We start from the raw sequence: 12,692 nt of genomic DNA, 5'->3' as shown, positions 1-12,692 counted from the left end.
CTTGAGGCCAGATGATGCCAGGCATTGCAGGAGCGAGATCCGGCAGTTTCACGCGATACCGGTCCGGCATCGCTACAAATTAAGGCGCGCGCGGAAGGCTAAATCATCGCCTGGGCGGCAGATAAAATCCGTCAAGAATCGTTAAGCGAAATGACGATCGACAACAATTGAGGTCAATCAAATTTTGAGATACCTGATTAGCATTACTTACGCTTCGCTGGCGATGTGCATGCCCCGTTCTGTCAGTTGTGCTGAGCAGATTTTTCGGACGGCGGCTCAAGATGTGGGTAACGGCTTCAGTGCAAACGGCTGGACATCGACGCGCGGTAGGTGTCCATTACGGCGCTGAGTTCGCCGGCCACTGGCGGCAGCCGGACACCGGAAAGGTGCGCCTGGGCGATTTCTTCACCCAGATTCGCAATGAGGTGGTCAAGTGACGGCCGCATGGCCTGCGCAAACTGCATATGCTCCCCGGCCGGCGCACGCGCACGACGTTATGAGGCTGCCCGATCAGGGCTTCGCGGGAAAGGCCGCTGGCTTCGATGAACGCGTCGTTGCAGTGGGTGTCACGCCGCGTGTGTCGGTCGGGAAACGAACTGTTTGCCGGGCCGGAGAGCGGCTTCTCCCTGATGGTTCGGTCGGGTCGATGATTCGGTATGCGTGATCTCCGTCGTTTTTCGATTGGGTTGTCCCGCTGACCGCTGCTTATCGGCCGGTGTTTTCGATCATGAATGGGGCCGTTCGAGGCCAAAACTCATCGCCGCGGCGAAGGAGAGCGATAAATGGAGCGGAGCGCCGGGGCGTGGGCCGGGGCACCACGGCTGAAACCCGCACCGCATAAGGCTTGCAGCCAGGAACGCAAAGGCTTCGAGGCGTTTGAGCGGGTGTTTGCATGCACAATACCCGATAACTTCTTCGCAAGTCCCTCAAGGCAGATTCGATACGACCGTTCGAAATGCATCCCGCAGGAGCTGGGCGGCCATGCCAGGCGCGCCGCCCGGACGCGCAGCAAGCGGCACAACGCATACAATTGAGCCGGACGCACTCAGAACTGAACGGCGATGCGCATTCTTGTGATCGAAGACGAGCCGAAGACCGGCGCGTATCTGAAGAAGGGATTCGAGGAATCCGGCTATGCCGTGGACGTTGCCGCGGACGGCGCGGAAGGCCTGATTCTCGCGAAAGAGGCCGCCTACGACGTGATCGTGCTCGACGTCATGCTGCCCGAAATGGACGGCTGGACGGTGCTCAAAACGCTGCGCGCCACGCACACCACGCCGGTGCTGTTCCTCACCGCGCGCGACGATATCAGCGACCGCGTGAAGGGCCTGGAGCTCGGCGCGGACGACTACCTCGTCAAGCCGTTCGCGTTCGTCGAACTGCTCGCGCGCGTGCGCACGCTGGCCCGCCGCGGCCCGCCGCGCGAGAGCGACGTGCTGCTGCTGGGCGACCTCGAAGTGGACGTCACGCGCCGGCGCGTGAAACGCGGGAGCACGCGCATCGACCTCACGCCGAAGGAGTTCTCGCTCCTGCAACTGCTCGTGCGCCGCCAGGGCGAAGTGCTCACGCGCACGCAAATCGCCTCATACGTGTGGGACATGAACTTCGACAGCGACACCAACGTCGTGGAAGTCGCCATCCGCCGCCTGCGCGCGAAGGTGGACGACGCGTTCGACGTCAAGCTGATCCACACGGTGCGCGGCGTGGGCTACGTCGCTGAAATCAAAGGGAACGCCTGATGCCGCGCATGGCTGTGCGCTCGCTCGCCACAGGCCTCGCGCTGAGTTTCGCGGGCACTACGCTCGCGGTATTCGCGCTCGTGGGCAGCACGCTCTATTTCACGCTGGACCGCGAAGTGAAGCAGCAGGACGATCTCGATATCGTGCTGATCTCGCGGCATACGCGCCGCCTCGCCCAGGAGCTGCACAACGAGCACGACGTGCGTGAACATGCGGAGCGGCTCACGAGCCAGGTGCTCGGCAATCCCGCGCTTTCCATGGAAATACTCGGCACCGGCGGCGCGCAACTGGTCGAGCACAACACGGCGGCCATTGCGGACGCGGCGTTTCCAGAAGCGGCGCTCGCACGGCGCCTCCCTCCGACGCAACGCATTACCGAAGGCGACGTCGTGGAGTGGCGCAACGCGCGCGGCGTACCCGTGCGCGGACTCGCCACGGATGCCGCACTGGCGGACGGCACGCCCGTCACCATCGTCATCGCGCGCGACATGACCGACCGCTGGCGTCTGCTCGACCACTATCGCGAGCGGCTCTACGGCTTCGGCCTGGCGGGCATGCTGCTCGCGTTCCTCATGAGCTGGATGCTCGTGCGCGAGTCGCTGCGGCCGCTGCGCGAGATGGCGGCGCGTGCTGCTACGGTCACGGTGGACCGGCTCGATACGCCCATCGAAGTCGAACGCGCGCCGAGCGAGCTTGACACGCTCACGAAGTCGCTCAACGCCATGCTCGACCGTTTGCACGGCGGCTTCGAGCGGATGTCGCAATACACGGCGGACCTCGCGCATGACATGCGCACGCCGCTCGGCAACCTGCGCGGCGCGAACGAAGTGGCGCTCGCGCGTGAGCGCACCACGGCCGAATACGAAGCGCTGCTCGAATCGAATCTCGAGGAATGCGAACGGCTTTCGCGCATGATCGAAAGCGTGATCTTTCTCGCGCGCGCGGAGCACCCGCAGTTCATGACGACGCTCGCGGAGTTCGACGTGCACGATGCGCTCACGCAGATCGCCGACTACTTCGAAGGTCTGGCCGACGAGGCGGGCGTGCAGATCCGCGTGCAGGGCGAGGGCCGCCTGCGTGCGGACAAGGAGCTGTTCCGGCGCGCCGTGGGCAACCTGCTCGCCAATGCGCTGCGCTATACGCCGCGCGGCGCGGAGATCACACTGAGCGTCGAGCAGACGCCAGAGGCCGTCGAGGTCACGGTGGCCAATCCGGGCACGCCCCTCGAAGCCGCGCTGCTGGAGCGCATTTTCGACCGCTTCTATCGCGCGGATGCGTCGCGCCATCGCGAGCCGCGCGCGGGCGCTTCGGCGGGGCTGGGGCTCGCGATCGTGCGCACGATCATGGCGCTGCACGGCGGCTCGGCACGCGCCGAAAGCGACGCGGTGCTCACGCGTTTCATCCTGACGTTCGCCCGCCCTTAGCGCTCAAGTTGCCCAGCGCCGCGCGGTCCCAACCGCCACCGAGCGCCTCTAGCAGATGCACGCTCGCATCGAGCCTTCTGCCCGCGACCTGCTCCTCGTTGCGTTCGTTCGAGAGCGCGATGGTCTGTGCCGTCACGACATCGAGATAGTTCACCGCGCCCGCCTGGTAGCGGTTGGTGGTGAGCTTGAGCGAGAGTTGCGCGGCGGCTGTGGCGCGCTGCTGGCTTTGGGCTTCGCTGGCCAACGTATCGAGCGCGCTCAGATTGTCCTCGACTTGCTGAAATGCCGTCAGCACGGTTTGCCGGTAGCCGGCCACGGCCGCGTCGTATTGCGCGTTCGCGCCTTTTAGGGTGGCGTCGCGCCGGCCGCCGTCGAAGAGCGTGCCCGCCAGCTGCGAGCCGAGTGACCAAAAGAGGCTGGGCGCGCTGAGCCACGGCGCGAAGAACGTGCTTTCAAGGCCCGCCGTAGCGGAAAGCGTGAGGTCGGGGTAAAAGGCCGCATGCGCTTCGCCGATTCTCGCGTTCGCCGCCGCCACGCGCCGTTCTGCTGCCGCGATATCGGGACGCCGTTGGAGCAGCGCAGAGGGCACGCCTGCGGGGATCGGCGGCACGACGACGGGATCGACACGCGCCGGCAGACTGAACGTCGAAGCGGGCACGCCAATCATCGTGGCGATGGCGTGCTGAAGCTGCGCGCGCTGCACGTCGATGTCTCTGTCGGCCGTGCGCGCGCTTTCCAGTTGGGTTTGCGCCTGGGCGACGGCGGAGGCGTCGATCGCGCCATCGGCAAGTTGCTGCTGCACGATGCGCAGCGCGGCCGTGTAGGCGGTCACGGTGTCGTCGAGTAGCTTCTTCTGGCGATCGAGCGAACGCAAATCGAAGTAGTCCGTAGCAAGCTGGCTCGTAATCGAAAGGCGTACCGATTCGAGGTCGGCTTCCGCAGCCTGCGCGTTGGCATGCGCCTCCGTGGTTGCGTCCTTTACGCGCCCAAACAAGTCGGGTTCCCAGCTCGCCGTGAGGCCCGTCGAATAATCGGGAATCGTCTTGCCCGCAAGCGAATGGTCCACGAGATTCTGCGAGGTCCGGTAACGCTGCGCCGCCACGCCCGCCGTGACGGTAGGCGCATAGCCCGCGCGTTGATAATCGATCATCGCGCGCGCGGCTTCGAGATTGGCGACGGCCTGGCGCACGCTCTGATTCGACACGTCCACGCGCGCCTCGAGCTGGTCGAGGTCGTTGTCGCCGAAGAGGGTCCACCACGGGCCGCGTGGTTTGACGTCGGCGGGCGTGGCGACCGTCCAGCCGGGCGCCGCCGCGAGTTGTGTTGCCTGTGTGGCGTAGTGCGCGGGCACGTCTAGCGGGGGCGCGCTGTACTGCGGCAACGTGGTGCACGCCGCGAGCGAGGCTGCCGTGCAGGCGACGACGATCCGGCGCAGCGCAGGGAGAGGGCGTTCGAACATGATGAGCCTCGCTTACGCTTTCGCTTTCGTAGCCGTCGAGGGCGCCGCCACGTGCACGCTCTGGCCGCTGGCAATGGCGTCGCCGGGATTGTTGATGACGCGATCGGTCGGCGCGAGGCCGGTTGCGACTTCCACGTAGGTGCCGAAGTCGCGGCCGATGGTCACCTTGCGCAATTGCACCGTGCTCTTCACATCCACCACCGCGACGCTCACGCCGTCCGGGCGGAACAGCAGCGCGCTCACAGGCAGTTCGAGCGCCGGCGCGGCCGCCGTGAGCGCAAGATGCACCTGCGCGTAGGCGCCGGGCATCAGCGCGCCGTCGTGGTTGTCCACATCGACTTCCACCCGCAACGTGCGGCTCACGGGATCGATCACGTTCGCGCTGCGCGCCACGCTCGCCTCGAAGCGGCGGGCCGGATATTGCTGCGTCGTCAACCAGACGGTCGTGCCCGGCGTGACGAGGCTCGCGTCGTCCTGAGGCACGTCCACGTACACGCGCAGCCGGTCGGTCTGCGAGAGATGAAACAGCTCGCCTGGCATCGTGGCGAGGCCGGGCGTGCCGCCCGCTGTGACGAGCGCGCCCACCTGCACGTTGCGCGCCGTAATGACGCCATCGAAAGGTGCTGTCACGTTCTGGTAGGAAACCAGCTCCTGCAGCCGCGCCACGTTGGCCTGCGCCGCCTGGAGCGTGGCGAGTTTCGCGGCGGCGTCGCTCGTTTTCGCCTGGGCGTCCTGCTCGGAAACCGATTGCGTCTGCAGCATCGTCTGCCAGCGCTGCGCCGTGCTGCTGGCGAAGCGATAGTTGGCCTGTGCGGTGGCTTCGTCGGCGCGCGCCTGCTGGAGTTGCGCGTCGAGTTCGGGCGTGTCGATCTGCGCGAGCGTCTGGCCCGCCTTCACGTGCGCGCCGATATCCGTGTACCAATGCTGCACGTAACCGCTCGTGCGCGCATAGATCGAGGCGTCGGCCCAGGACATGACAGAGCCGGGCAGCAACAGGTCCTGCGTGGCGGGTGCGCGAGTGGGCGTGAGCGTGGAGACGATCAGCTCGCGCTGCGCCGCGACCTGCCGGGCTTGCGCCGTGCGCGCTTCGAGGCGCGGCACGATGCCCGCCGTGAGGAGCGTGACGGCGATGGCGAGGCAGGTAAGGCCGACGACGACAGCGGTGCGACCTCGCGTTGCGGTTGGCGCCGCGGCATCGCGTCCTTCGTGCGGTGTCTGCGATTTCATCTGGATTCCTTATTCAACGTGAGTGGTTGCACTGGCTTGCGCATCGTTGCTGGCATGGCGCGCGGCGCGGCGTCGCGCGAGCCAGCCATGCACCATGCCGAACACGACCGGCACGAACACGAGCGTGGAGAGCGTGCCGATCGCGAGGCCGCCAATCACGGCGCGTCCGAGCGGCGCGTTCTGTTCGCCGCCGTCGCCGAGACCCAGCGCCATCGGCAACATGCCGATCAGCATGGCGAGCGCTGTCATGAGCACCGGGCGAAAGCGGTTGAAGCCCGCGTCGAGCGCGGCGGCGAGCGGTTCCATGCCGGCGGCAAGCGACTCGCGCGCCGTGTTGATGACGAGAATGCTGTTGGCCGTGGCGATGCCCATGCAGAGGATCGTGCCCGTGAGGGCCGGCACGCTGAGCGTGGTCTGCGTGACGAACAGCATCCACGCGATGCCGGCAAGCGAGGCCGGCAGGCCGCTCACGATGATGAGCGGATCGAGCCACGACTGGAAGTTCACGACCATCAGCAGGTAGACGAGCGCGATGGCGAACACGAGGCCCGCTGCGAGGCCGCTGAACGAGGCGTTCATCGACTGCACCTGGCCGCGTATCACGATCGATGAGCCCGGCGGCAGTTGCGCGCGCGCGGCGTTCACGAGGCGGTTCACGTCGGAGGCGACGCCGCCCAGGTCGCGTCCTTGTGTCGACGCGAAGATGTCGAGCACGGGCTGCACGTTGTAGTGAGAGACCACGGCTTCCTGCGAGCTGCGCGAGACCGTGCCGAGCGTCCCGAGCTGGTTCTGTGGCGTGAACGTGAGGGATTGAGACGTCGTCAGCGGAATATTGGCGAGCGTCTGCAGGGAATGAATATCGTATTGCGGCACCTCGGTCACGAGCGGGTAGCTCACGCCGTTCTTCGGATCGAGCCAGAAGTTGGGCGTGGTTTGCGAGCTGCCCGAGAGCGCGATGAGCAGGTTTTGCGCCACGTCGTGCTGCGTGAGGCCCGCTTGCAAGGCCTTCGTACGGTCCACGTCGACGTTGAGGGTGGGCTCGTCGCCGGGCTGCTGGATGCGCGCGTCGACGAGGCCGCGCACGCCGCGCATCTGGTCGAGCAGGCGGTTCGCCACGACGCGATTCTGCGCGAGCTTGTTGCCGACGATCTGCACGTCGATGGGCGCGGGCAGGCCGAAGTTCAGGATCTGGCTCACGATGTCGGCAGGCAGGAACGCGAACGTCACGCCGGGAAACGACGCGTTGAGCACGTTGCGCAGTGTCGCCACATATTGCGCGGTGGGTTTGTGCTTCGGCGCGAGCGTGATGAGGATGTCGGCGTCTTCGGGGCCGATGGGGTCCGAGGAGTCGTACGTGAGGTTGATGCCGCTCACCGGCACGCCGATGTTGTCGAGCACCGCGGCCTGTTCGGCGGGCGGAATCACGCTGCGGATTTTCGCTTCGACTTCGTCGGTGAGGCGGGCCGTCTCCTCGATGCGCGTGCCGGTGGGCGCGCGCAGATGCAGGCGGATTTCGCCGGTATCGACAGCGGGAAAGAAGTCGCGGCCGGTGAACGGCACGAGCACGAGCGAGCCGAGGCACAGCGCGACCCACAGCACGACGAATCGGCGGCGCTGCGCTATCGCGGCCTGAAGCAGCGCGCGATAGCGGTTGCGCACCGCTTCGAAGCGTCGTTCGAAGCCCGCCTGAAAGCGCGTCAACAGACCCGCGATGCCGCGCCTGGGTGCAGCGTCAGGCTTGCGTGTGCGCAGCAGATACATGGCGAGCGTGGGAATCAGCGTGCGCGAGAAGAAGTACGACGCGCACATCGCGAACACCACGGCCTCGGCGAGCGGCACGAACAGATACCGCGCCACGCCCGAAAGCAGGAACATCGGCACGAACACGATGCAGATGGAGAGCGTCGAAACGAACGTCGGCACGGCGATCTCGCCGGAACCGTTGAGGATGGCGTCGTGCAGCGGCGCGCCGCGCTCCAGGTGATGCGTGATGTTTTCGATGGCGACGGTGGCGTCGTCGACGAGGATGCCGACCGCGAGCGCGAGGCCGCCGAGCGTCATGATGTTGATGGTCTCGCCGAGCGCCGCGAGCGCGATGAGCGACGTGAGCACGGCGAGCGGAATCGTCACGGCGATGATGAGCGTGGCGCGCCAGCTGCCGAGAAAGAGCAGGATCATCGCGGCGGTGAGGCAAGCCGCAATGAGCGCTTCGCGCACCACGCCCGAGATCGCCGACTTCACGAATACGGACTGATCGGAGAGCGGTGTGATCCTGAGCGCGCTCGGCAGGCCCGCCGCGATCTTCGGCAGCATGGCCTTCACCTGCTGGATGATCGTGAGCGTCGAGGCGCTGCCGGTCTTTTCGACGGTAAGGAGTGCCGCGCGTTTGCCGTCGGCGCGCACGATGTTCGTTTGCGGCGCGTAGCCGTCGATCACATGCGCGACGTCGCGCACATATACCACGCTGCCGTTCACGGTCTTGATGGGCAGGTCGTTGAGCGCCGCCACGGTTTGCGTGCTGCCGTTCATCTCCACGTTGTATTCGCGCGAACCGATTTTCGCGGTGCCGCCGGGCAGGATGAGGTTCTGCGCGTTCACGGCGTTGACGACGTCCGCGGGCGCGAGACCCTTGGCCTGCAACGCTTTCGGATCGAGCTGCACCATGATCTGGCGGATCTTGCCGCCATAGGGCAGCGGCACGGCCGCGCCCTGGACGGTCGCGAGCTGCGTGCGGATGAAGCTGTTGCCGAGGTCGTAAAGCGACTGCTCGGGCAAGGTCGCGCTGGACAGGCCCAGTTGCAGCACCGGCACCGTGGAGGCGTTGTACGTGATGATGTTCGGCGGCAGCGTGCCCGGCGGCAGGACGCGCAGGATCGAAGCGGAGTTCGACGCCGCCTCCGCAATCGCGCGGTTGATGTCGGCGCCCGGATGGAAGAACACCTTCACGACCGAAACGCCGTTGAGCGATTGCGATTCGATGTGCTCGATGTCATCCACGTCCGAAGTCAGCGCGCGCTCGTAGTTCGAGGTGATGCGGTGAGCCATGTCCTCGGCGGAGAAACCGTTGTAGGTCCAGACGATGCTGACCACCGGGATATTGATGTTCGGAAAAATGTCCGTGGGCGTGCGCATGATGGCGAGCGGCCCGAGGATGAAGAGCAGTATGGCCAGCACGATGAACGTGTAGGGCCGTCTGAGAGCCAGTTTGACGATCCACATGACGGGGTCCGGGTTGAGGCAGGAGTGGCGCAAGTATCGGGAGGGCGCGCTTACCCGGTGCTGACCTCGACATTACGGATTTGTCATCTTCGCCGCGCAGGCGCGTTGGCCGCTGTGAGCGCGTTGCGCCCAGATAACGAACTCGTAATCAGCAGGTCAGCTTTGCGTCAGCGCCGCGCGACCAGAATGCGCTCAACCTTCGCGACATTGCCGAGGGCGGCTGCGGCGGCATCCTTTCCCGATGCGGCGGCCATTCTTTGAGAGGTGAACATCATGAAAGCACTCGTTTCCACATTGCTCGTTGCCTGCGCCCTGGCCGCGCCGGCTGCCGCTTTCGCACAGACCGCCAACCCCGCTAACGCGCCGGTCACGCGTGCTCAAGTGATCGCCGATCTCGTGCGGGTGGAGCAGGCGGGGTATCGTCCTGTGGCCAAGGATGTCAACTACCCTGATGACATCCAGCACGCGGAGGCGATCGTGGCTCAGGAGCAGGCGCAAAAGACCCAGCAGGCCGCGCCGGGCAACACGGCGGTCGGCGGCGTGGCGATGACGGGCAGCTCGGACGCGGGCGCACCGGTCATGGCCAGCGTCGGCGGGCGCTCGATTTATGCGGGCCACTGAGCGAGCCACAGCGCGGCGCAGCCGCCCCGGCGACAACGCCGGGCGCCGCCGCGCATTTCGATTCGCTTGATCAAACGTTTGCGCGGACGCAATTCGCCCCATTCGCGCGCAAAAAAGCGTTATTCATTTTTATTAAAGTCGCGAACTTGCCCCATTAATAGCGGCGGCGTTAAATCAGTTGCATTGGCAAATTCACCACAATTTCGCGCGTTTTTACGGTGTCATCTTTCAGACGCACGCAAATTCATAGTGCGCTGGTAAGATACGCGCGAATATGGGATGGCCGCTCTCCATTCCGGACTATCGGCGCGAATCCAGACCACTCGCGCTGCCGGAAAAGGAGTCCGCGTCATCAGGCCGACGGGGAGCGGCCGTCTTGCACTACGAATTGCGCTCCATGTTTAAAAAAAGCGCGTACGTTCGGATTGTGTGTTTAATCGCAAGCGTTTGAGACTCGCGTTTCGCCTTTCCGGCGAATCGTCTGCCGCCGCTTGCCGCTGTTGCGCCTTGCGCAGACGGTCATTCCCCTCGCGGTCTAATCCCGCCGTCATGCCAATCAGGCGTATCAAACAGTCGCACATACTGGCCGAACCCGTCATGTCCACCCAGTCGACCCACCATCACCGCCTCTTTATGGCGCTGGTCGGTGTCATCAGCGCGGCGCTCAATACGGGCGCGCTCGTCGCGCTGCTATTGCTGCGCGGACAGAGCGGCGACACGCCGTACACGCGTGCGTTGACAGGCGCGTTCGCCGTGGCCGCGTTCGTCGTGTTTGCGCGCTTTCACCTGATTGCCAGCGCGCGTCATCTATGGTGGATGCTGGGCCGCGGCGCGTGGCGGTGGTGCCGGCTGCCGATCGCGCTCATGGTGCTGCTGTTCGTGACGCATGGCGATAGCGGCACGACGGCCCTGCGCACGCTGGTCGCGCAGTGGGCCGTCATTGCGCTGCCGCTGCAACTCGTCGGCCTCGCTGTTTTGCGCGGCGTGGCCCACAGCGTCAACAACGCGCCCGGCAACCTGCGCCGTGCGGTGTTCTTCGGCATGGGTAGCGAGGCGCGCAAGCTGAACCTGCGCCTGCAGCGTTCGCCGATTCTCGGCATTCACGTGAAGGGCTATTACAACGATGCGCCCGCTGCGCCGCGTGACGGGGAAACGCTGCCGCCGTATCTCGGCCGCTATGAAGACGCCGCCGCGCGCATCCACGCGAACGACTACGAAATCGTGTTCCTCGCCATGGGGCAGGCCGGGGTGGTGCGAGCCGACGCGACGGCAGTGAAGGACATCACGGCCGACATCGTGTCGCGCCTCTACGATTCAACGGCCGCGATCTATCTCGTGCCCGAGCTGCATTATCTCGAAGACGTCGCGACGACCGGCGCGGACCTCGCCGGGGTGCCGCTGCTCGCTCTGCACGACGTTCCGATTCTGGGGCTTTCGCGCATGCTCAAGCGCGCGGTCGACATTGCCGGCGCGGCGTTGCTGCTCGCGCTGCTGTGGCCAGTCATGCTCGCGATCGCTCTGGTGATCCGGCTCGATTCACCGGGTCCGGTGCTGTTCAGGCAGCGTCGCAACGGCGAGCACGGCCGGGCGATCGTCGTGCACAAATTCCGCTCGATGCGCGTCGCGGCGCAGAGCGAGGAAGATGCAGAAGAGCAGGGTGTGCGCCAGGCACGCAACGGCGACGACCGGATCACGGGCGTAGGGCGCTATCTGCGCCGGACTTCGCTCGACGAGTTGCCGCAGCTCTTCAACGTGCTGGGCGGTTCGATGAGTCTCGTGGGTCCGCGTCCACACGCGGCGGAGCACAACGAAGAGTACCGGCAGCTGATTTCCGGCTACATGCTGCGCCATAGCGTGAAGCCGGGCATCACGGGGTGGGCGCAGATCAACGGGCTGCGCGGCTTGACCGATACGCCCGACAAGATGCAGCGCCGCGTGGAGTACGACCGTTACTACATCACGCACTGGTCGCTATGGCTCGATCTGCAGATCCTGCTGAAGACGATCCCGTCGATCGTCTCGGGCCGCAATGCGGTGTGAAGCGTGCGCCGCGCGAGACGTGGCCGGACCTGAGCCGGCCGCGCTCGCATCGGCGACCTTACGCCGCGCGCTGCTGCGTGCGCGCCATGCGCCAGTGACGCCAGAGGATGGCGAAGAAGCGGCGGTCGTCCACGAGGTAGCGGCGCCACAGGCGCGCGGGGTCCTGTTTGATGCGCCAGCACCATTCGAGGCCGCAGCGCTGCATCCACACGGGGGCGCGCTGCTGCAGGCCGACGGCGAACTCGACGGCCGCCCCCGCGCACAGCATGAGGCCGCCCGGCAGCTTGCTGGCGTGATGCAGGGCCCAGCGTTCCTGCTTGGGCATGCCGAGGCACACGAACACGATATCGGGCGCGGCCGCGCGCACGCGCTCGGCCACCGCATCGCCCTCGGGGCCGGTCGGAACGAACGTCATGGAAGGCGCGATCACCTCGACGTCGAGGCCAGGATAGTGCTGCGCGAAGCCATTCAGGAGCGTGGCTTCGTGGCCCGGACGACCGCCCACCACCACGACTTTCCAGCCGCCCGCGCGGGCGCGCTCGCACAGCGCGGGCAACAGGTCCGAGCCGGTCACGCGTTCCGGCAGCGGCGCGCCGAACAGGCGGCTCGCCCAGACAACGGGCATGCCGTCCGCGAACAGGAAGTCGGCGGTGCGGTAAAGGCGTTGAAGGTCGGGCTGCGTGTCGAGACGCACCACGTGATCGACGTTCGGCGTGACCGCCACCCGCGCCCGGCCGTCGCGCTGCACGGCGGCGGCACAAAGCACGTCGAGCGCGGTGTCGAACGACACGGCGGCGATATTGAGTCCGAACAAGGGAATGCTCGGCTTGAAGACACCCCGTGCGGCTGCCTGCGGCGCCGCCGTTATGTAAGGCGTGCTCATCCTGTTTTTGTGACCCCGACGTGCGCACACGACGTGAGCCACGCACGGCGCCCGTTGAACCGGCGTCGTGCCACCCCGTC

9 protein-coding genes are annotated in these 12,692 nt (G+C 66.0%); 4 read left to right on the top strand and 5 right to left on the bottom strand.

The window, feature by feature from the left end; translation table 11 throughout:
• Positions 1–296: 296 nt before the first annotated feature.
• Positions 297–464, bottom strand: coding sequence for a hypothetical protein (locus tag M3A49_RS28380; RefSeq protein WP_254356497.1), 168 nt, complete (start codon positions 462–464; stop codon positions 297–299).
• A gap of 597 nt (positions 465–1,061) precedes the next feature.
• On the opposite strand from M3A49_RS28380, the gene M3A49_RS28375 reads away from it, so the two are divergent.
• Both M3A49_RS28375 and M3A49_RS28370 read left to right on the top strand, forming a co-directional pair.
• Positions 1,062–1,739, top strand: coding sequence for a heavy metal response regulator transcription factor (locus tag M3A49_RS28375; protein WP_266231986.1), 678 nt, complete (start codon positions 1,062–1,064; stop codon positions 1,737–1,739).
• Positions 1,740–1,747: 8 nt separating this feature from the next.
• The gene (locus M3A49_RS28370; RefSeq protein WP_266232105.1) at positions 1,748–3,163 is read left to right on the top strand and encodes a heavy metal sensor histidine kinase; all 1,416 of its coding nucleotides are present in this window, start codon (positions 1,748–1,750) and stop codon (positions 3,161–3,163) included.
• Here M3A49_RS28370 and M3A49_RS28365 read toward each other — a convergent pair.
• The 3 genes from M3A49_RS28365 to M3A49_RS28355 are packed head-to-tail and all read right to left on the bottom strand — an operon-like array spanning position 3,138 to position 9,068.
• Entirely contained in the window at positions 3,138–4,622 is a 1,485-nt protein-coding gene (locus tag M3A49_RS28365; RefSeq protein ID WP_266231985.1) for an efflux transporter outer membrane subunit, read from the bottom strand. The two genes, M3A49_RS28370 and M3A49_RS28365, sit on opposite strands and share 26 nt — an antisense overlap.
• A gap of 12 nt (positions 4,623–4,634) precedes the next feature.
• Complete coding sequence (locus M3A49_RS28360; RefSeq protein ID WP_266231984.1) at positions 4,635–5,849, bottom strand: efflux RND transporter periplasmic adaptor subunit; 1,215 nt, start codon at positions 5,847–5,849, stop codon at positions 4,635–4,637.
• Between the two features lie 9 nt (positions 5,850–5,858).
• Positions 5,859–9,068 carry an efflux RND transporter permease subunit gene (locus tag M3A49_RS28355; protein ID WP_266231983.1) on the bottom strand — a complete coding sequence of 1,070 codons (3,210 nt, stop codon included), beginning with the start codon at positions 9,066–9,068 and terminating at the stop codon, positions 5,859–5,861.
• Between the two features lie 273 nt (positions 9,069–9,341).
• On the opposite strand from M3A49_RS28355, the gene M3A49_RS28350 reads away from it, so the two are divergent.
• Both M3A49_RS28350 and M3A49_RS28345 read left to right on the top strand, forming a co-directional pair.
• Positions 9,342–9,689: a DUF4148 domain-containing protein gene (locus tag M3A49_RS28350; RefSeq protein WP_254356493.1), complete on the top strand. Its 348-nt coding sequence runs from the start codon at positions 9,342–9,344 to the stop codon at positions 9,687–9,689.
• A gap of 597 nt (positions 9,690–10,286) precedes the next feature.
• Complete coding sequence (locus M3A49_RS28345) at positions 10,287–11,729, top strand: undecaprenyl-phosphate glucose phosphotransferase (RefSeq protein ID WP_266231982.1); 1,443 nt, start codon at positions 10,287–10,289, stop codon at positions 11,727–11,729.
• A gap of 58 nt (positions 11,730–11,787) precedes the next feature.
• Here M3A49_RS28345 and M3A49_RS28340 read toward each other — a convergent pair whose 3' ends face one another.
• A complete protein-coding gene (locus tag M3A49_RS28340; RefSeq protein ID WP_254356491.1) occupies positions 11,788–12,612 on the bottom strand; it encodes a WecB/TagA/CpsF family glycosyltransferase in 825 nt (274 codons plus the stop codon).
• Positions 12,613–12,692: the final 80 nt, after the last annotated feature.

Origin of the sequence: Paraburkholderia sp. CNPSo 3076 (genome assembly GCF_026343935.1) — a bacterium.
Classification (GTDB): Bacteria; Pseudomonadota; Gammaproteobacteria; order Burkholderiales; family Burkholderiaceae; genus Paraburkholderia; species Paraburkholderia nodosa.
This window is presented reverse-complemented; position numbering and strand designations above follow the sequence as displayed.